This window comes from Leeuwenhoekiella aestuarii (assembly GCF_004104055.1).
In the GTDB taxonomy this organism is placed as follows: Bacteria; Bacteroidota; Bacteroidia; order Flavobacteriales; family Flavobacteriaceae; genus Leeuwenhoekiella; species Leeuwenhoekiella aestuarii.
This window is the reverse complement of record NZ_QOVJ01000002.1, coordinates 148303-167689: the sequence shown is the minus strand read 5'-3', so window position 1 is coordinate 167689 and position 19387 is coordinate 148303. Positions and strand designations below refer to the sequence as shown.

Sequence of the window (19387 nt, the reverse complement as noted above, 5' to 3'; positions counted from 1 at the left end):
ATTTTAATAACTTGCAGCTTCCCAAAAAACTAATCAAATGACACTGATTTTCGCTACGCATAATCCTAATAAACTCAAAGAAATTCAGGCTTTAATGCCTGACTATATTCAGCTTAAAAGCTTAACTGATATAGGTTGTAATGAAGATATTATTGAAGATGCACCCACAATTGAAGGCAATGCACTTATAAAAGCCCGTTATATAAAAGAAAAGTACGGTTTTGATTGCTTTGCAGACGATACCGGTCTTGAAGTCAAATCCTTAAATGGTGCGCCGGGAGTTTACAGTGCACGGTATGCCGGTGAACAAAAAAATGCTGAAGATAACACTCAAAAACTACTCGCTGAGCTCAAAGTTAAAACCGATCGCAGTGCGCAATTTAAAACTGTAATCGCATTAATCCTTAACGGAAAAGAACGTCTCTTCGAAGGAATTTGCAAAGGAAGTATCATAAAAGAGAAAACCGGTGATGGTGGCTTTGGTTACGACCCGGTATTCAAGCCTGAAGGGTTTCCCTTAACTTTTGCCGAAATGCCACTTTCAGAAAAAAATAAAATAGGGCATCGCGGCAAAGCAACGCAAAAGTTATTAGATTATCTCAAAAAATAGGCTTAACTCGCGGAAGCTTCTGTATCAATAGCTTACAAGAATTGAATTAAACACATTTTAATTCTTTCAAACAATTGATTTACAATTATTTAAATCAATTTAGTCAATGCTCTGTTCTTACCTCAATTAACTGTATCTTTGCGCCCTCTTAAATCGACGTTGATTTAAGATAATTATTTTATATGAATACATTTAAAGCGTTAGGACTTAATGATGCCATCTTGCAAGCTGTAACCGATATGGGTTTTACAGAGCCTTCTGAAGTGCAAGAAAAAGCCATCCCGGTCCTATTACGCGAGGCAACAGACGTAGTTGCACTCGCCCAGACAGGTACAGGTAAAACGGCAGCATTTGGTTTTCCGCTTATTCAAAAAGTTGATGCAAACAACCGCAAAACACAGGGGTTAATTATCTCTCCTACTCGCGAATTATGTTTGCAGATCACAAACGAATTAAAAAATTACTCCAAACACGTTAAGGGTTTAAATACCGTTGCGGTTTATGGTGGTGCCAATATTCAAGAACAAGCTCGTCAAATTTCTCGCGGAGCTCAGATCATTGTTGCGACCCCCGGTCGTATGCAAGATATGATGCGTCGTAATCTGGTAGATATTTCAGGAATTGATTTTTGTGTGTTAGATGAAGCTGATGAAATGCTCAATATGGGCTTTTATGAAGACATCACAACCATTCTTGCTGATACTCCTAAAGGAAAGCAAACGTGGCTATTTTCGGCTACTATGCCTAAAGAAGTTGCTCGCATTGCCAAGCAATTTATGAATAACCCTATTGAAATTACAGTAGGAACCAAAAATATGGGTGCTGAGAATGTTTCTCACGAATATTATATGGTTAATGCCCGTGACCGTTATCAGGCTCTTAAACGTCTAGCAGATGCAAACCCTGAAATCTTCTCAGTTGTATTTTGCCGTACGAAGCGTGACACGCAGAAAGTAGCAGAAAATCTTATTGAAGACGGTTATAATGCTTCAGCATTACACGGAGACTTAAGCCAGAATCAGCGTGACCTGGTTATGAAAAGCTTTAGAGCACGTCAAATACAAATGCTCGTTGCGACAGACGTTGCTGCTCGTGGTATTGATGTTGATGACATTACACACGTTATCAATTACCAGTTACCAGACGAAATTGAAACGTATACACACCGTAGTGGTCGTACTGGTCGTGCCGGTAAAACCGGTATTTCAATGGTGATTGTTTCTAAAAGTGAATTACGAAAAATACGTACTTTAGAGAAAATCATCAACAAACAATTTGTACAAAAAGACATTCCGACGGGGATGGAAATTTGTGAAGTACAGTTGATGCACCTTGCAAACGATATTCGCAATACTAAGATAAACGAGGAGATCAATCCGTATTTGTTCAGTATTAATGAAGTGCTTGAAGGCTTGAGCCGTGAAGAAGTTATCAAAAAAGTATTCTCTGTAGAGTTTACACGTTTCTTCAATTATTACCAAAAGACTAAAGATCTTAATATTGCTGTAAAAGCTGATCTTAAAGAAGAATCTGGTGAATCTACCCGTTATTTTATCAACATTGGTGCTAAAGACGATTTTGATTGGATGAGTCTTAAAGACTTTTTAAAGGAAACTACCGGTCTTGGTGATGGAATTTACAAAGTAGACTGTAAAGATTCATTCTCATTCTTTAATACTGATACCGAGCATAAAGACGCTATACTAGCTTTATTTGAAGATTTTAAACTTCAGGGAAGACAAGTACATGTAGAAATCACTAAAGACACCCGTGGCGGTGGCGGAAAACGCAAACGCAATGATCGCAAAAGCGGCGGTGGTGGCGGAAGAGGTCGTGGTCGCAGAAATGATTCTGGTGGTGGCGGTGGCCGCAGATCAGATTCTGGAGATGGCTTTAGAGGAAAATCTAAAGGTAGTGGTGAGCGTCGCGGTAAAAGCAAGGCAGAGCCCAAAGAGAACAAAAGTCCTTTTTCTGGTAAACGAAGAAGAAGAGATAGATAATCTTTTATAAAATTGAGACGGATTTGTCACGTTTGGTATGATTTTTCCGTCTCTTTTTCTAAATTGGCATCCTCTATGAAAACTATTTTATTTGTCTTGCTGTTGTTAACAGCCCCTATTTATACTTTTGCTCAGGAAAATTCAACTTCTGCTGTTAGTCAGAACGAAGATAAAACTTATATAGAAGGGACCGTTCTCAATGCTTCAACAGATAAACCTCTAGATGGTGTTAATATTATCAACCTCAACACTGTAAAAGGAACGATCACTAAAGCAGATGGTACATTTAGATTACGAGCATCCTCTACAGATACACTCTATTTCTCTTTTTTAGGATTTAAAAGTCTGCAGATACGTGTTACAAATGACTGGAAACGTTTTGGAGATGTAAAAGTAAAAATGACTGAAACAGGTATTGCACTTGAAGAAGTTGTAGTTAAGGACGTTGAACTTACAGGTTATCTTGAGATTGACGCGCGTAATGTCCCGGTATATAAAAATGTTCGCTATAGTATTTCTGGTTTAGAAACCGGTTATGAAGCCGGAGATTCTCAGCCTGGAGCCATTAACAAAGTTCTTAGTGCCATATTTAATCCTGCAGATTTTCTCAATAAAGTTTTCTCTAATAAAGGCTCGCAGATGCGAAAACTACGCCAGATGAAAGAAGACGATAACATCAGAGATTTATTGATTACTAAATTTGATCGTGAAACATTATCTGCACTTTTGCAGATTCCGCGTGAAGATATTGAAGCTATTTTAGGTCGATGCGACTATTCTGAAAGCTTTGTAAAAACAGCTAATGATTTACAGATTTTAGATGCATTGAGCAGCTGCTATGAAGAATATAGGGTACTTAACCGAGATAGAGGTTAAAACTTTACAGGCAGGCAATTTAGTTTTTCTTTACGAGCTTTTTGAAAAGGCTAACTACCGAAACAAACATCCATACGCCTTCTAAAATCATAAAAGGCCAATAATTTAATAAAACACTTGCCAAACAAGCCATGTCGCCCCCCATTGTATTCAGAAGAATAATATGACTCAGATTTAATAAGTAAGCTAGTAAAATCTAAAAATACACAAAGAGCACCCAACTAATCAACTAAATTCATGAATGTTGAGAATTAAATTGATTCACTAAAGCTTCATAATCTTTCAGATTCCGTTTAAGCCATAACGCTTTTATTTCAGTGATATCAGAATCGTTCAATTTCCAGTCTAATGCTGAATTACGCATTCTAAATGTTAACTCTTGAAGTAAAATAGCCGCACAAACCGATATATTCAAACTTTGTGTAAAACCAAAAGTGGGTATATACACATAATCATCAGCTGCTTCAATAACTGTATCTGTTAAGCCATCTTTCTCACTTCCGAAGAATAACGCAGTAGGTTGGTCTAATTTAAAATCCTCTAATTTATGTGCAGTATGATGTGGAGTTGTAGCTACAATTCGATATCCGTTATGCTTAAGTTGAGCTAATGCATTTTTTGTAGAATCATATCTGTGAACAGTTGTCCACTTTTGAGCTCCCATCGCAATCTCCCTATCGATACGTTTTCCTTTCAATTCTTCAATGACGTGCACATCCTGAACTCCAAAAGCATCGCAACTGCGCATTACCGCGCTGGTATTGTGCAAATGCCCCACATCTTCTATAGCGACTGTCAAAAAGCGCGTACGCTCCGCTAAAACCTCTTTAAAAAGCTGCTGCCGACGCGGAGTAAGATAAGATTCTAGATAGTTTAGTGTAGCTGTATTCATCTGGCAAATATTCAAAGGATTCTTTCATTACCAAAATTTTGTCTTTGTATATTTAAAAAAATATTTGGTTTGAAAAAAATAGTAGTACTCACCGGTGCAGGAATCAGTGCTGAAAGCGGTTTAAAAACATTTAGAGATTCTAACGGACTTTGGGAAGGTCATGATGTTATGCAAGTAGCCAGCCCCGAAGGTTGGTTTAATAATCAGGCACTTGTATTGGATTTTTACAATCAACGTCGCCGGCAATTAAAAACAGTTGAACCCAACGCAGCTCACCAAGCCTTAGTAGATCTTGAAGAACAATTTCAGGTTGATATTATTACTCAAAATGTAGATGATTTACACGAGCGTGCAGGAAGTTCGTCTGTAGTTCATTTACATGGCGAACTTTTAAAAGCAAGAAGTACTGTTGATGAAAATCTGGTTTTAGATTGGAGTGATGATATTTGCGAAGGAGATCTGTGTGCAAAAAAAAGTCAACTGCGACCGCATATTGTTTGGTTTGGAGAGATGGTTCCGTTGTTAGACACTGCTGCTCAACTCACTTCTGAAGCAGATTATATTTTAATCGTGGGGACTTCTATGCAGGTTTACCCGGCTGCCTCTTTAATAAATTATGCTAAAAATGATACTGCTATTTACTTTATAGACCCTAAACCCAATATTAAATCACAAGCTAATCTTAATGTTATTGCTGAAAATGCCTCAACCGGTGTACCTACTGTGGTTCAAAAGCTTCTGAATAGTTAAGTCTTGCTGCTTTTGCCCAATTTAGTAAAGCTTCAGTTTGCGCTGCATCTAGCTTAGCGTCTGTATGAATGAGCGTATATGACTCTAAAGGCATCTCACCACTTTCAACTTCTTCTATTAATTCATCCAGTTTGTGATCTTTTCGCTTCGCAGAATAGGTATCCCATTCTGAAAAATTAAGATGTCTCTTTCCATCTTTTACGTGATCTGCTAAGAAAAAACTTGCAGGAGCTAGATTAGAATACCAAGGATATTCGGTTTGATTACTGTGACAATCGTAACAAGCTGTTTTTAAAATTGTCCCAACAGCGTCACTAGGTTTTGTTTCTGCTAAAAAGGAATCAAGAGATTTATAACCTCCCTCATTTTTTTCTACGGGAATAAATTGAATTACTACCAATGCGACCAAAGCAAGTATCAAAAAACGTTTTATCCAGACCATAATATTAATTTTAGAATCTTAATTTAAAAGTCAAATTAATCAATTAAAATGACCGAAGAAAAATGGGCAGTAAAAGTTTTGCAAATTTCATCGCGATTGAGCGACCGGAAAGCTCTTGGTCAAGAAATTTCAGCTGAACCAGAGCTTATAAACTATAGCTTAAAATTCATACAACAAGGTTCTGAGGAACTTGCTACAAAAGCTGCTTATGGTTTAGATATTGCATTACGTTCAGATATAAAACTTCTCAAGCCTTATCTGGATCCATTTCTAAATGCTCTTCAAAAAAATCAGATAGAAACTGTTTCCCGCATTTTTTCAAAGATCTGTGAACTGCTCACTTCTAAATTTCTAAAAAGTGAAAAGTTATCTAAGGCTGAACGTGAACAAATACTTTCAAAATGCTTTGATTGGTTAATAGGCAATGAGAAAATTGCGGTTAAGGTTTTTGCAATGCAAAGTATTTACAACCTTTCTGAAACAGAAAGTTGGATTCCCGGTGAACTCAAAGCGCAATTAGAACTTCAGTTTGATGCGAGCTCTGCAGCTTTTCAGTCCCGTGCTAAGTCTATTTTAAAAAAGCTTGAATCTTAACTAAAACCGTTTCAATTATCTAGATTAAGTCCTTTTAAGCCCGTACAAGGAGTTTACTTCAAATTCTGGTTTGTTGCTAGCAAGTAGCTGTGTATATTTGCGCTTTTAACTATAAAAGCAACTATGTCTTTATCTTCATTAGAAGCCGTTTCACCTATAGACGGCAGATATTCAAGTAAAACCGAATCACTTTCGGCTTATTTTTCTGAAAAAGCACTTATAAAATATCGTGTCAAAGTAGAAATCGAATATTTTATCGCCTTATGTGAAATCCCTTTGCCTCAACTTAGCGAATTTCCGAAGGAAAAATACCCTCAATTACGGGCGATTTATGAAGATTTTACAACTGAAGATGCACTTAAAGTAAAAGAAATTGAAAGCGTTACCAATCACGACGTTAAAGCTGTTGAGTATTTTATTAAAGAAAAATTTGATGGCCTTGGCTTAACTGAGTCTAAAGAGTTTATACACTTTGGTCTGACATCTCAGGATATTAACAACACTGCGATTCCGTTAAGTTTAAAAGATGCGACCAACCAGGTCTACTTACCACATCTTCTTGAAGTGGTAGATCATCTAAAGCAACTTACAGATGAGTGGGAAACAGTATCGATGCTTGCTCGTACGCACGGTCAGCCGGCATCTCCTACACGCTTAGGAAAAGAGATTGAAGTTTTTGTAGTTCGTTTAGAAGAGCAAATTCGTCTCTTAAAAGACGTGCCAAGTGCTGCAAAATTTGGTGGAGCAACCGGTAATTACAATGCCCATCACGTAGCATATCCGGAGATTGACTGGAAAGCTTTTGGTAACTCTTTTGTAAGCGGGACTTTAAAACTACACCACTCCTTTCCTACTACACAGATAGAGCACTACGATCATATGGCTGCTCTTTTTGACAACATTAAACGCATCAACACCATCTTATTGGATCTTGATCGTGATTTCTGGCAGTATATTTCTATGGAATATTTTAAGCAGAAAATTAAAAAGGGAGAAGTTGGTTCTTCGGCTATGCCGCATAAAGTAAATCCTATTGACTTTGAAAATAGCGAAGGAAACTTAGGGATAGCAAATGCTTTATTTGAACATCTATCAGCAAAACTACCTATATCCAGACTACAAAGAGACCTTACAGACAGTACTGTTCTGCGTAATATAGGCGTTCCTTATGGTCATACATTGATAGGTTTACAGAGTACCTTAAAAGGGCTGAATAAATTACTATTAAACGAAAGCAAATTTGCTAAAGATCTTGAAGATAACTGGGCAGTGGTGGCAGAAGCTATACAGACTATTTTACGTCGTGAAGGCTATGCAAATCCATACGAAGCTTTAAAAGGACTTACTCGTACTAATGAAGCTATCACTCAGGATTCTATGCATCGATTTATAGAAACTTTAGAAGTGAGTGATTCAATCAAAACAGAATTAAAAGCAATCACTCCGGCTAATTATACCGGAATCTAATGAACTCAAAATATTCGCTAAATCTAATTTTAGTCATTCTGCTTTATGCAGGAATTCTTATTGCGGGCCTCGCAGGAATTCTTACAAAAACAGCAGTGCTTTTAGGTTTAGCGATTATTTTTATTGCTCTTCTTTACAATTTATGGCGCACGCGGCGCGCTTGATTGATATTATTTCATCAGGTCAAAAACCTGAGTTGCAATTGCCAATTCTTCATTAGTAGGGATTACCATCACTTTTACTTTAGAAAAAGCAGATTGAATTTCGCGAAGTTTTTTAGAACGTTGCCCGTTGAGACTTTCATCCAGTTCAATGCCTATGTATTCCATCTCTTTACACACTTTACTGCGTATTGTGCTACTATTCTCTCCTATTCCCGCAGTAAATACAATAGCATCAACACCATTCAATGCTGCTGTGTAAGCACCTATAAATTTACGTATGCGGTAGGCATTCATCTCTAAAGCTAACGCACAAACTTCATCTCCTTCTGCGGCTGCAGCCTCTATATCTCGTAAATCGCTATAACCTGTAAGCCCCAACATTCCGCTTTGTTTCAACAGAATATCGCTCACTTCTTTTACAGAATACCCCAGATGTTCTTGCATATAGAATATTACACTCTGATCTATGTCCCCGGCACGAGTACCCATAATCAATCCGTTAGCAGGACCAAATCCCATTGAAGTATCAATAGCTTTACCTGCCTTAATTGCAGCCATGCTACAGCCATTACCCAGATGTATGGTGATCAATTTTGCATCAGGTTTGCCTAGATGCTCAAGGGCTTTTTCTGAAACATACTTATGACTTGTGCCGTGAAAACCGTATAAACGTATTCGCGAATCATCCATAAAATGTTTTGGTATAGCATACTGATAAGCTTTTTGAGGTATAGAAGTAAAAAATGCAGTATCAAAAACACAAACTTGCGATGCATTTTTAAATATATCTTCTGCAACTTCAATACCATTAAGATGCGCTGGATTATGTAGTGGTGCAAGCGAAAACAAGCGTCTTATATTGGCTTTTACTTCTTCAGTTACTTGAGTTGTTTCTGTGAATTGTTTCCCTCCGTGAACGATACGGTGTCCTACCGCATTAATTTCATCTGCACTGCCAATCACCCCAAGATCGCGGTCCATTAACAGCTCTGCTATCTTTTTTAAACCAGAAGCATGATCTGGAAAGTTTATTTTTTTTGAAAAATCATTACTAGCATTCTTATAAGAAATAGAACCACCTTCAATACCTATTCGTTCAACCATTCCGCTAGCTAAAACAGAAGCCTGTGGCATTTGAATCAATTGAAATTTTATAGATGAACTTCCAGAGTTTATTATGAGTATTTTCATTTTAAGTTAAATCTAATTATAGGCCTTGGGCCTGTATAGCTGTAATGATTACTGTATTAAAAATATCTTCTACTGTACAACCGCGACTCAAATCATTCACAGGTTTATTCAATCCCTGTAACATAGGACCTATAGCTAAAGCACCGGTCTCACGCTGTACCGCTTTGTAAGTGTTATTTCCGGTATTTAAGTCTGGAAAGATCAACACACTTGCCTGACCTGCAACTTCAGAATCGGGTAATTTACTTTTACCCACAGCTGCGTCAACAGCCGCATCGTACTGAATGGGTCCTTCAATCTTTAAATCTGGTCGTTCTTTCTTAACTATAGCCGTTGCTTCTCTGACGCGATCAACATCTGCACCTTTTCCTGATGTTCCTGAGGAATACGAGAGCATTGCGATTTTAGGTTCTATACCAAACGCCAGGCTACTTTCTGCGGATGAAATAGCGATTTCTGCTAATTCTGTTGCCGAAGGATTTGGATTGATCGCACAATCTCCAAAGACCGAAACGCGATCTTCTAAACACATAAAGAATACTGAAGAAACTACCGAAACACCAGGCTTTGTTTTGATAAACTGAAGCGCCGGTCTAATGGTGTGCTGGGTCGTATGCGCAGCACCACTTACCATACCATCTGCGTGACCTTTATAAATCATCATCGTACCAAAATAAGATACATCTGCCATCCAGTCTTTTGCGATATCACAGTTTACATTTTTATGTTTACGCAACTCATAAAAAGTTTCTACATAATCCTCAAAATGCTCTGACTTCACAGGGTCTATTATATCAATTTTACTTAAGTCAAGTGGAATACTGTACTGAACTGCCTTTTCTTTAACCTTTTCAAGATCACCAAGCAAGGTTATTTTTACAATATCTAACTCAACCAATTGTACTGCAGCGCTTAAAATTCGCTCATCTGTACCTTCGGGCATTACAATGTGTTTCTTTGCAGTTCTGGCGCGTTTCATCAAACCATATTGAAACATTCTAGGCGTAATTCCTTTAGGTTCTAAGTTGATAAAACGCTCGATGAGTTTATCAAAAGAAACTTCTTTTGCAAATACGGTAAGTGAAGTATCAATCTTAGGTTTACTATTTGCATAAATCTGTGATTTAATACTACCTACCCTATTAGTTACCGAAAATGTACCGTCATTAACCGACACAATAGGAACTATCTGAGAAAGACCTTGTATCAATTTTAGAATAGGCTCTTCAGGGATCAATCCTCCTGTTAAAATTATGCCAGAAATCCTCGGGTAATTGGTTGAAATATTGGCCTGTAAAGCCCCCAGTATTATGTCTGCTCGATCACCGGGAGTGATCACTAAACTGTCTTCTTTTAAATGCGTCAGGTAATTACGTAACTGCATCGCTCCTACCCCAAAATTACCAGTCTGATTATCTAAAAAATCAGAACCGAACAAGACTTTACCATCTAACTCTGCTACAATCTCTTTTATGGTAGGATGCGCTAATTTTTCGGTAAAGGGGATGGCAAAAACCTCAACCGTGTCGGGTAAGAATTTACTCAAACCTTCTTTAGCAATTAACAGGTTTTCTTCTTGAACTTTATTAGCAACCACTGCTAAAACTGAAACGTCTTTATCTAGAAAAGTGGTGTACGCAATTTGCATACTTCCCAGCAATTCATCTTCAGTCTTCCCTACTCCGCTACCAACTAAAATAACGGGTAATCCTAGGTTTTTAGCAATTAAGACATTAGTATCAAATTCAAAAATGCTTCCTTCTCCTGTGAAATCAGATCCTTCTACTAATACAAAATCAAACCGATCTTCCAGATTTTTGTATTTAGTAATAATCGTATCCAGAATTTCGCCAGATCTCCCTTTGTTTCTTTTTTTTATGATTTCACTACTCGTGAACGCATAAGCATCTTCATAATCCAGATCTATATCAAAAAAAGAAATCACCGTACTAATATGATTGTCTTTGCTGGTATTTTTGCTGTCATCTATTATAGGTCTGAAATAACCCACTTTTGCAGTTTTACCCAGAAGTGTGCGCATCAGGCCTAGTGAAACAATAGATTTACCACTATTAGGTTCTAGTGTGGCAATGTAAATTCCTTTGTTCATGGAGTGGAGAATTTGTTTATGCAAAAATACTATTTCATAAATTAAGAAAACACTGATTTAAGTCAGTGTTTAAAATAATTCTAAATAAAAAAGAGCGCATTTAGCGCTCTTTTAGGATTGAATATTTATAATTCTATTTACTTAAAAACGTCCATTATACCTTCAAAACCACCGGTGTTGAGAGCCGCACTGCTCGTATCCATAGTTTCAGCAAAACGTACCATATCAGCTACATTCATATTATCTCCTAGAACGCGGGCTAATAAAAACCCTTTGTTGTTATCCTGAGCAAAAACAACAACCTCATCTATAGCATCTTCATCTCCTTTAATAAAAACCCGCATACGTTGCTCTGGAGTTCCTAGTTTCATGAGTTCGTCGTAATTGTCCGCATTAAGAATACCATTTACCTTATTAGTCTCAGAATTGTAAAAGCTGGTATCTTTCATAGCATAAGCTAAAAGATTTACCTTTTTTACTGAAGCGATAATGCGTTGCTGATCTTCAGAAAGGTTTTCACTTTTAGGAGCAATAAGACTTGTAGGCAGATCAACCATAATAAACTTATCGTTCTCTTTGCTGTCTATATAATATTCTTGCAGGGATTGCTTATTATTACAACTTATACAAGTTGCAATCAAGAGTAGAACCAGACTCAGTTTTAAAGCTTTCATTTTAATTTACTTTTACATTGTTAAGTTCTTCACTTCCCTTGAAGTTGATACTACTTGCTATTTTACCTATATCTTTAAGATTTATATCTCCCGTTATTTTAATAAGTACAGTATCATCATTATTGCTTTCGCCATCAATAAACATTAAAAATTCACTTACAAAATCATCACTTTTACCAGGCTTATAATAGAAATTTACATTTTTACCATCGTCTTTAATACTCATTAATTGTTCAAGACGTTGACTGGTTTTATAAGAATTAAATTCAAGTTTCATCTGCTTTGATGCATAAGAACTTTTAGTGGTAAAAAGCTTAATATCCTTAAGACTTTTGACCATTTCATTGTAATTTTTCATCTCAGAATCTTCAAGATCAAGATCCATTTTAGATAACAGCCCAAACATCTTTTGATTAATTACCATTGAGGTAACGTCTTTCATATCTTCAAACTGATCAAAGCTATTTTGTGCAAAAGAGGTAAAGCTTAGACCTACTAACATAAGGGTAATTACTAATTTATTCATCGTTTTTTGATTTTGATTATTTTATAATTTGATTTGCGGTCTCTTCAAATGTTTCCAGTTTTTCTAACTGGCCGGTACCTTTATTCATAAAGCTCCCCATCATAAAGAGCGCTTGTTTTGTTTTTAAAGCTGCTACTTCAGGATCTTTATACGTACCTAAATCATTTTCAGAACCTTGCTTCTGATTATACGTTAAAAAGAGACCTATACACAATAAAACACTGGCTGCAACAGGTATCCATTTATACGATCTTTTAGTTTCTGGTAATTCTAAAGTACGGTTGAAACCGGTTTCTTTAGCTTTCGCAAAAGCGCCAAAGATAGGAACATACTCTTTCAGGTGCGGAGCTACCTCATCACTAGTGAAGTATTCCTGTAACTGCGCTTCTTGCTTTAAGGAAGTTTCTCCCTCAAAATAAAGCTCCAGCAGGTTTTCTATTTTATTTAAGTCCATAGTTATGTTTTTTTAACAATTGTTCGCGTATGGTTTTTCTTGCTCTCGACAGCGTTACACGCACCGCTGTTTCATTTAAATCTAATTCTTCTGCAATTTCACTATTGGTGTATTGCTCTACATCCCGCATATGTAAAACCAGGCGTTGCTGTTCGGGTAAGTCTTTCATCAATTTCAATACCCAATTGACACTGTCACTATTTTCGCTGGTTTTTACCGTGTTGTAGTGCTGATCTTCATAGTTAGTGTGTACTAACTGTAAATTGCTGCTACTTTTTGCTTTCAGTTTATCGTAACAATAGTTTTTTGTCATCGTTACGGCAAAAGCTTCTACACTTCTCAATTTTTTAATCTTTTTACGATTAGACCACAGTTTAATAAGTACCTCCTGAGTTGCATCTTGCGCCTCATCTTCAGAAACCAGCAGTCGCTTTGCTAAGCGATACAAACGATCCTGAACAGGAGTGACTTTTGCTAAAAACTCGTTTTGGTTCATATTTAATTGCGGTTAGTTACAAGGATGACGATCTAAACTAAATTTTGTTACATTAAAAACCACAAATACAATATAACCCTTAAATTTAGAGTTGATAACTAAAATGCTTTGATGAAAAAAATTACCCCAATCCTTATTACGTTCTGCGCGTTATTCTTACTGAATTCTTGCGCTACAGACCGAGATGATGAAATACAACCGTTATCTGAATTAGAAATTGAAAACTTCATCTATTCAGGGATGCAGTTGTATTACCTCTACAAGCCACAAATACCAGAGCTTGCAAACGATTTTTTTGAAACACAATCAGAACTTAACAGTTTTCTAGACGGTTTTGAGTCTCCTGAAGCGTTGTTTTATGACGGACTAGTGGCCGATGTAGATCGGTTCAGCTTTATAACAGATGATTACCGCGAACTTGAGAATAGCTTTGCTGGTATTAGTAAAACCAGTGGTATAGATTATGGACTTGCACTAGATCCCGGCGATCCTAACTTTGCATTCGCTTTTGTTCGTTATGTGTTGCCTAATACGTCAGCTTCAGAAAGTGGCATTCTAAGAGGCATGCTTTTTAATACTATTAATGGTGAGCGCTTAACTACAACTGCAAATGCAAACGGGACCTATTCTCTAAGTGCACGTTCTCGCGAACTTTTAGCGTTAGATTCTTTTACCATACAAACCGGAACTTTTGATGCTAACGATGTGTTTCAACCTAGTGAAACGAATTTTGACCTAATACAAGAAGAATATATAGAAAACCCAGTTTTCATTGCTAAAACTCTTGACCTAGAAGGAAAAAAAATAGGATACTTAATGTATAATGCCTACCGAAGAAATTTTGATCAAGAGTTGAATGCTGCTTTTGCTCAATTTCAAGCTGACGGTATTGAAGATTTGGTTCTTGATTTAAGATATAATGGTGGTGGTTCTGTAGAAACCGCTATAGATCTCACCTCGATGATCACCGGTCAGTTTGAAGGACAAATTGTAACTCAGCAGCAATGGAATCCTGAAATACAGGCCGCTTTTGAAGCAGAAGACCCAGAGTCGCTTATTGATCGTTTTGATAGTACTATCTCAAATGGTAATGCTATAAATAATCTTAATTTGACTCGATTATACGTTATAGGAACCGGTAGCACGGCATCTGCCAGCGAGCTTACAATAATAGGCCTTACCCCTTACATTGATGTACAAACTGTAGGGACAACAACTGTAGGTAAATTTCAGGCTTCAATCACACTTTATGATTCTGATAACTTTAGAAAAAATGATGAAAGCTTAAATCTGAATCACAGATACGCCATTCAACCTTTAGTTTACACCTATAGCAATAAAAATGGTGTCGTGGGACCACCTAGTGGCATCATCCCAGATTTTGAACTGAGTGAAGACCTCTCAAATCTGGGAACTTTAGGAGATCCTGATGAACCACTTTTAAACTTAGCTTTAAATCAAATTTTAGGAAAAAGTCTCGTTTCAACTAAAAATAGTCATGGTACAGTCTTTGAAGTTATTGGAGAACGGGAAAACCAAAAGCAAGATTATCAACGTATGTATATTAAAAACCTTCCTGATAGTTTTAAATAATAAATGATATATTACGCAATTATCAAAAAACACCCCTTTTATATGAAAAAGAATTTTCTAATAGTATTACTAAGTATTCTAGCGCTATCATCATGCTCAAAGGATGATGATGTTACAGAAGAGCTAGTCGAAGAACCCACTACTGAAGAACCGGAAGAGGAACCCGAAGAAGTCACTTTAGATAGAGAAGATTATCCTATTCAAGACTTTATTTACCAAGCGATGAATGTTTATTATTTATACAAAGCTGACATCCCTGAATTGGCTGATGGTTACTTTACTGATACAAATGAATATGTTACATATTTATCAGAGAATCCTGATCCTGAAAATTTTTATTACGATGAGTTGATTTCAGATCAAGATCGCTTCAGTTTTATAACAGATAATTATATCGAGTTAGAAAACAGTTTTTCTGGAGTAAGCAAAAGTAATGGACTTAAATTTAGTCTAGTTCGTTTTTCAAATTCTAATGATATTTTTGGTTATGTACGTTATGTTGCTCCTAATTCTAATGCTTCAAGCACAATTATTGAGCGCGGCGATCTTTTTATGGAGGTAGACGGTACCCAGATGACTATAAATAATTATCAAACCTTACTTAATCAAGATACCTATACACTGAATTTAGCTTCGGTTTCAGATAACACCGTGAGCAATACAGGAGAAAGTGTTACACTTACTAAAGAAGAAGGGTTTACTGAAAACCCTGTTTATATTGCTAAAACACTTGATGTAGATGGTCAAAAAATAGGCTATTTAATGTACAACTCTTACGTGTCTAATTTTGATAGCGAATTAAATGCTGCTTTTGCTGATTTCAAAGCCGATGGAATTACCGATTTAGTATTAGACTTACGCTATAATGGGGGTGGGTCTGTAGCCACTGCGATAGATCTCACCTCTATGATTACAGGCCAGTTTGATGGTCAAGTCATCACTAAACAACAATGGAATGCTGAAGCTCAAGCTTATTTTGAATCAGAAAGTCCCGAGAGTTTGATCAGTAGATTCAATTCTACGATCTACACCGGCACAGATCAAGAAGAAGCTATAAACAGTTTAAATCTAAACCGCCTGTATGTTATAGGAACCGGCAGTACTGCTTCTGCTAGCGAATTAACTATTATAGGACTCAGACCCTATATAGATGTAAAATTAGTAGGATCAACGACTGTTGGTAAATTTCAGGCATCTGCAACACTTTACGACTCGTCTAATTTTGGAAGAACTAATGCAAATCCAGACCATACCTATGCAATTCAACCCTTAATTTATACATACTCAAATGCAAATGATATTGTAGGGCCTGCAACAGGTATTATACCCGATTTTGAATTGGAAGAGGATCTTACTAATCTTGGGCAGTTAGGAAATCCTGACGAACCACTTTTAAGGTTAGCTTTAGATCAAATTTTAGGAAAAAGCCGAAGCACTAAACGTCGTGCAGGACCTGCTTATCAACTGGTTGGAGAAACCGATATGTTTTCTCCTACCTATCAGAGAATGTATGATAACAGACTTCCTGAAATTAAGAAATAGAACATTATTCTTATAACTAAAAAATCCGCTGAGTTCATCAGCGGATTTTTTATGCATTAAAGTGTAAGAAATTGTTTAGTTAAAATAGAAACCGTTCGGTCCTAACCCAACGGTTATATTTTTTAATAAACTTCCATTTGTTGAATAGATCTCAACAAAGCTATCAGAAGAAAAGTCTCCTCCGTCAGCGATGTAAATACGACCATCTTTTGCAGCAAAACCATACATTGCACCATATTGAGATGTAGAACTGTATGTTAGAAGTGCATCTGCAGGCTCTGTTGTACTGTTTTGTTCCATCACATAAACCGATCGATCTACAGTGAAATAAGCTTGGTCATCTTCTAAGACTAAATTTGATGCTCCCCTCAAATCTGCAAATTCTAAGATGCTTATTTGCTCTCCATTATCTTTATTAAACACTTCATAAGAATTACTAGAAAGTGCATAAATTAAACCGTCTTCAATTTCAAAAGAATTAACTCCAAACCCTGTAGTCACCGTTTGAATAACAGTATTAGATGAAGGGTTTATCACCTTAAGAGTGTTTCCGTAACCAAAAGAAGAACCATTAACATAAATTAAACCGTCTTCTTCTTCAATTTGCTCTGTATAACTATTGGTTTCAATTGTTGATTCAACAGATAAAGTTTCTAAGTCAATTACCGCAATGAAATCATCATAACTTGATGGAGGGTTATTATTGTCATAGGTATAATCATCAAATGTGTTATTATTAGTTACATAAGCTTTACCATTATATACGACTCCATACTTTGGTACAGTTAAACCTTCATCAATTACATCAATTAACTCAAAGGTGTAACGGTCTACCACAGTAATTAAATTTGATCCATTAGAAATAATATAAGCTCTATTATTATCATCAAAAAATATTGATTGCGCATACCCTCCTAAATCGGCTGCATTAGGATTAACGCTTGCAAAAACATCTTGATTTACTGTACTTAAATCGTCACTGATATAAGTAACCGTACCTATTCCTCCCTCATTCAATACAAAAAAACCATCGGTGTAATCACCTTCAGGAACAGGAAGTGGTTCTGAAACGTCGTCGTCATTTGAACACGAGTTTAAAATAAATACGCCTAAAAGCGCTAGAATTGTTAATTTGGTGATTTTCATTATTGGTTATTTATAGTTTAAAATTTAAATACATGGTATAGTTGCGACCGGGCATCCAGCGGTTTTCAACACTTTGGTATTCGGCGTCCAAAAAGTTATTAATTCGTCCTCCCAGTTCAATTTCTTTTGATTTACCGAAGCGATAGCCCATACTGAAGTTGCCAACCGTATAGGCATCCAGATTATAAAGGCTGTTATTATCACTGCGCGTAAATACCGCTCCTAAATATAAAAATTGAAGGTTAGTATGCAGTCGTTTATAGTTATAATTCAAACCCGCAGTTGCTTTGTGAAAGGGCACATAGATCAGTTGGTATCCGGTCTCTACATTCTCAGAAACCGTATACGCATAGGTCGCATTTAAAGAAAATCGGTGTTTATTTTTAAAAATTTCAGACCAGTTTAAACCCGATTCTAAACCATATATTTGCACTTCATCTTCATTAACCGGTCTCCAAACCCCATCGCTTCCGGGCAACCATCTGATCATATCTGTGATCGCATTGTAATATCCTGTGATATTTAAACGCAACGAGCGGTAATTAAACACAGCTCCTAACTGCCCTTGTAAAGATTTCTCCGGAAGTAAATCAGGATTTCCGGCAGAAGACCAGTACAGGTCGTTGTAGGTGGGAATTCTAAAGTTTCGGGAAGCGTTAACATTTAAACTGAAAAAATCACTAAAGTCTTTTATAGCTCCAACAGAAAACAAAAACGGACTTTCATAATTGGCTGTAACTTCTTTTCTAAACCCCAATTCGTATTTAAAGTCTGAAGCCCATTGATGTTTCATCAAAAATGCTGCAGCAAATACATTTCGATCATTCTCACCTAAACTTGAACCTTCACCGGTCGTGTTGGTATTGGTCAAAACGGTATTCAGAGTTAGATTATCTGTAACCGAATAACTCAAGTCATACTTGGCTATAACGGTTTTAGCCCTTCCAAAAGTGAACGAATCGTAATTAAGATTTCCGAAGTATTTATAGTGTTCATCTAAATATGCCACTCGAGTAACCGAAATAAAATCTCCGAAGCTACTTTCCCACTCCAATAAATTCTTACTATTTAGATCTTGATATTTTGTAGCAGTCTCTGAAGCACGTATTAATGAAAAATGGCGCTCCCCGTCAAAAAGTTCGCTAAAAATTCTGATGGAATTCTTGTTATTAATCTTAAATCCCAGACCTACGTTTAAAGCTGTATTTTCAAATTGACCATTTAAATTCTTACCGCCATTTGGGTAATCATAGTCATTATCGCTGCTGTTTCGGGACAATGCCAGATTTAAACTCCATTGGTCTGTACCTAATTTAAAATTGTATCGAGCATCACGAGTATTATAGCTACCATATTGAAGAAAGAGATTATGTTCATGTAATTTTTCAAAGCTTAGTGTCGTGTTTAAATGCACGCTACCGCCTATTGCACCCGTACCATAAACAACACTTCCACCACCACCACGCACTGATATTTCATTATATGCACCGGTGTTTATCGTATTAAAATCTAACTGACCGTTAAACTGAGAATTGATATTGATCCCATTCCACAACACAGCAGTTTGCGATGCAGTTGTTCCCCTAAATGATGGTGATGAGACCATTCCCAAGCCATTTTCTTTAAAATATATCGGCGTGTTATAATTGAGTGTATTGGTTAGTAAAGCTCTGTTTTGGTACAAAATCGAATCTGAAAGCGTCAAGACATCGCGACCGGTAGAATATTCTTTTAATTTAGAATCTGTTAAATACACAGAATCCAGAGGCGTCACCGTACGCTCTTGCGAATAAAGAAACCCTGTACACAACAGAATCCCTACAAAAATGTAGTTAAATCTAAAGTTCATAAGCCCTTTGA

19 protein-coding genes are annotated in these 19387 nt (G+C 36.6%); 8 read left to right on the top strand and 11 right to left on the bottom strand.

Annotation, left to right across the window (positions count from 1 at the left end; all coding sequences use genetic code 11):
- Positions 1-37 precede the first annotated feature (37 nt).
- The 3 genes from DSM03_RS06750 (at position 38) to DSM03_RS06740 (ending at position 3486) form a co-directional block, all read left to right on the top strand.
- Complete coding sequence (locus tag DSM03_RS06750) at positions 38-610, top strand: non-canonical purine NTP diphosphatase (RefSeq protein WP_128761186.1); 573 nt, start codon at positions 38-40, stop codon at positions 608-610.
- Between the two features lie 182 nt (positions 611-792).
- Entirely contained in the window at positions 793-2610 is a 1818-nt protein-coding gene (locus tag DSM03_RS06745) for a DEAD/DEAH box helicase (protein ID WP_128761187.1), read from the top strand.
- Between the two features lie 75 nt (positions 2611-2685).
- A complete protein-coding gene (locus tag DSM03_RS06740) occupies positions 2686-3486 on the top strand; it encodes a carboxypeptidase-like regulatory domain-containing protein (protein WP_128761188.1) in 801 nt (266 codons plus the stop codon).
- Positions 3487-3505: 19 nt separating this feature from the next.
- On the opposite strand, the gene DSM03_RS19345 is transcribed toward DSM03_RS06740, so the two are convergent.
- Together DSM03_RS19345 and DSM03_RS06730 are read right to left on the bottom strand one after the other, a co-directional pair.
- Positions 3506-3640 carry a CBU_0592 family membrane protein gene (locus DSM03_RS19345; protein WP_476703241.1) on the bottom strand — a complete coding sequence of 45 codons (135 nt, stop codon included), beginning with the start codon at positions 3638-3640 and terminating at the stop codon, positions 3506-3508.
- An 81-nt stretch (positions 3641-3721) separates the two neighbouring features.
- Positions 3722-4378, bottom strand: coding sequence for a TrmH family RNA methyltransferase (locus DSM03_RS06730; protein ID WP_128761189.1), 657 nt, complete (start codon positions 4376-4378; stop codon positions 3722-3724).
- 69 nt (positions 4379-4447) lie between these two features.
- On the opposite strand from DSM03_RS06730, the gene DSM03_RS06725 reads away from it, so the two are divergent.
- Entirely contained in the window at positions 4448-5128 is a 681-nt protein-coding gene (locus DSM03_RS06725) for an SIR2 family NAD-dependent protein deacylase (protein WP_128761190.1), read from the top strand.
- On the opposite strand, the gene DSM03_RS06720 is transcribed toward DSM03_RS06725, so the two are convergent.
- Positions 5097-5570, bottom strand: coding sequence for a heme-binding domain-containing protein (locus DSM03_RS06720; RefSeq protein ID WP_128761191.1), 474 nt, complete (start codon positions 5568-5570; stop codon positions 5097-5099). The genes DSM03_RS06725 and DSM03_RS06720 overlap by 32 nt on opposite strands.
- Positions 5571-5618: 48 nt before the next feature.
- Between DSM03_RS06720 and DSM03_RS06715 the strand changes: the two genes are divergently transcribed.
- Complete coding sequence (locus DSM03_RS06715; RefSeq protein WP_128761192.1) at positions 5619-6164, top strand: hypothetical protein; 546 nt, start codon at positions 5619-5621, stop codon at positions 6162-6164.
- Between the two features lie 123 nt (positions 6165-6287).
- The gene (gene purB / locus DSM03_RS06710; protein ID WP_128761193.1) at positions 6288-7631 is read left to right on the top strand and encodes an adenylosuccinate lyase; all 1344 of its coding nucleotides are present in this window, start codon (positions 6288-6290) and stop codon (positions 7629-7631) included.
- 170 nt (positions 7632-7801) lie between these two features.
- Here the strand turns inward: purB and DSM03_RS06705 are convergent, their stop codons facing one another.
- The 6 genes from DSM03_RS06705 to DSM03_RS06680 all read right to left on the bottom strand — a co-directional run bounded on the left by DSM03_RS06705 (position 7802) and on the right by DSM03_RS06680 (position 13246).
- Complete coding sequence (locus DSM03_RS06705; RefSeq protein WP_128761194.1) at positions 7802-8986, bottom strand: acetate/propionate family kinase; 1185 nt, start codon at positions 8984-8986, stop codon at positions 7802-7804.
- Positions 8987-9002: 16 nt separating this feature from the next.
- Positions 9003-11096 carry a phosphate acetyltransferase gene (pta, locus tag DSM03_RS06700; RefSeq protein WP_128761195.1) on the bottom strand — a complete coding sequence of 698 codons (2094 nt, stop codon included), beginning with the start codon at positions 11094-11096 and terminating at the stop codon, positions 9003-9005.
- A 137-nt stretch (positions 11097-11233) separates the two neighbouring features.
- Entirely contained in the window at positions 11234-11770 is a 537-nt protein-coding gene (locus tag DSM03_RS06695; protein WP_128761196.1) for a DUF4252 domain-containing protein, read from the bottom strand.
- A 1-nt stretch (position 11771) separates the two neighbouring features.
- Positions 11772-12296 carry a DUF4252 domain-containing protein gene (locus DSM03_RS06690; protein ID WP_128761197.1) on the bottom strand — a complete coding sequence of 175 codons (525 nt, stop codon included), beginning with the start codon at positions 12294-12296 and terminating at the stop codon, positions 11772-11774.
- Between the two features lie 16 nt (positions 12297-12312).
- Positions 12313-12750 carry a hypothetical protein gene (locus DSM03_RS06685; RefSeq protein WP_128761198.1) on the bottom strand — a complete coding sequence of 146 codons (438 nt, stop codon included), beginning with the start codon at positions 12748-12750 and terminating at the stop codon, positions 12313-12315.
- The gene (locus DSM03_RS06680; protein WP_073098903.1) at positions 12737-13246 is read right to left on the bottom strand and encodes an RNA polymerase sigma factor; all 510 of its coding nucleotides are present in this window, start codon (positions 13244-13246) and stop codon (positions 12737-12739) included. Before DSM03_RS06680 ends, DSM03_RS06685 begins: the two co-directional genes overlap by 14 nt.
- 111 nt (positions 13247-13357) lie before the next feature.
- Here DSM03_RS06680 and DSM03_RS06675 point away from each other — a divergent pair, with 111 nt between their 5' ends.
- Positions 13358-14839, top strand: coding sequence for a S41 family peptidase (locus DSM03_RS06675; protein WP_128761199.1), 1482 nt, complete (start codon positions 13358-13360; stop codon positions 14837-14839).
- A 42-nt stretch (positions 14840-14881) separates the two neighbouring features.
- The gene (locus DSM03_RS06670) at positions 14882-16381 is read left to right on the top strand and encodes a S41 family peptidase (RefSeq protein ID WP_128761200.1); all 1500 of its coding nucleotides are present in this window, start codon (positions 14882-14884) and stop codon (positions 16379-16381) included.
- A 75-nt stretch (positions 16382-16456) separates the two neighbouring features.
- On the opposite strand, the gene DSM03_RS06665 is transcribed toward DSM03_RS06670, so the two are convergent.
- Together DSM03_RS06665 and DSM03_RS06660 are read right to left on the bottom strand one after the other, a co-directional pair.
- Positions 16457-17527 (bottom strand): YncE family protein, encoded by a 1071-nt coding sequence (locus tag DSM03_RS06665; RefSeq protein WP_128761201.1) that lies wholly within the window; start codon positions 17525-17527, stop codon positions 16457-16459.
- 10 nt (positions 17528-17537) lie between these two features.
- The gene (locus DSM03_RS06660) at positions 17538-19376 is read right to left on the bottom strand and encodes a TonB-dependent receptor plug domain-containing protein (RefSeq protein ID WP_128761202.1); all 1839 of its coding nucleotides are present in this window, start codon (positions 19374-19376) and stop codon (positions 17538-17540) included.
- Between the last annotated feature and the right edge of the window lie 11 nt (positions 19377-19387).

Bases quoted from the DNA above. Each gene is read 5' to 3' on its own strand.
- DSM03_RS06750 (WP_128761186.1), top strand. From the start codon at position 38: ATGACACTGATTTTCGCTACGCATAATCCTAATAAACTCAAAGAAATT.
- DSM03_RS06745 (WP_128761187.1), top strand. From the start codon at position 793: ATGAATACATTTAAAGCGTTAGGACTTAATGATGCCATCTTGCAAGCT.
- DSM03_RS06740 (WP_128761188.1), top strand. From the start codon at position 2,686: ATGAAAACTATTTTATTTGTCTTGCTGTTGTTAACAGCCCCTATTTAT.
- DSM03_RS06730 (WP_128761189.1), bottom strand. From the start codon at position 4,378: ATGAATACAGCTACACTAAACTATCTAGAATCTTATCTTACTCCGCGT.
- DSM03_RS06720 (WP_128761191.1), bottom strand. From the start codon at position 5,570: ATGGTCTGGATAAAACGTTTTTTGATACTTGCTTTGGTCGCATTGGTA.
- DSM03_RS06715 (WP_128761192.1), top strand. From the start codon at position 5,619: ATGACCGAAGAAAAATGGGCAGTAAAAGTTTTGCAAATTTCATCGCGA.
- purB (WP_128761193.1), top strand. From the start codon at position 6,288: ATGTCTTTATCTTCATTAGAAGCCGTTTCACCTATAGACGGCAGATAT.
- DSM03_RS06705 (WP_128761194.1), bottom strand. From the start codon at position 8,986: ATGAAAATACTCATAATAAACTCTGGAAGTTCATCTATAAAATTTCAA.
- pta (WP_128761195.1), bottom strand. From the start codon at position 11,096: ATGAACAAAGGAATTTACATTGCCACACTAGAACCTAATAGTGGTAAA.
- DSM03_RS06695 (WP_128761196.1), bottom strand. From the start codon at position 11,770: ATGAAAGCTTTAAAACTGAGTCTGGTTCTACTCTTGATTGCAACTTGT.
- DSM03_RS06690 (WP_128761197.1), bottom strand. From the start codon at position 12,296: ATGAATAAATTAGTAATTACCCTTATGTTAGTAGGTCTAAGCTTTACC.
- DSM03_RS06685 (WP_128761198.1), bottom strand. From the start codon at position 12,750: ATGGACTTAAATAAAATAGAAAACCTGCTGGAGCTTTATTTTGAGGGA.
- DSM03_RS06680 (WP_073098903.1), bottom strand. From the start codon at position 13,246: ATGAACCAAAACGAGTTTTTAGCAAAAGTCACTCCTGTTCAGGATCGT.
- DSM03_RS06675 (WP_128761199.1), top strand. From the start codon at position 13,358: ATGAAAAAAATTACCCCAATCCTTATTACGTTCTGCGCGTTATTCTTA.
- DSM03_RS06670 (WP_128761200.1), top strand. From the start codon at position 14,882: ATGAAAAAGAATTTTCTAATAGTATTACTAAGTATTCTAGCGCTATCA.
- DSM03_RS06665 (WP_128761201.1), bottom strand. From the start codon at position 17,527: ATGAAAATCACCAAATTAACAATTCTAGCGCTTTTAGGCGTATTTATT.
- DSM03_RS06660 (WP_128761202.1), bottom strand. From the start codon at position 19,376: ATGAACTTTAGATTTAACTACATTTTTGTAGGGATTCTGTTGTGTACA.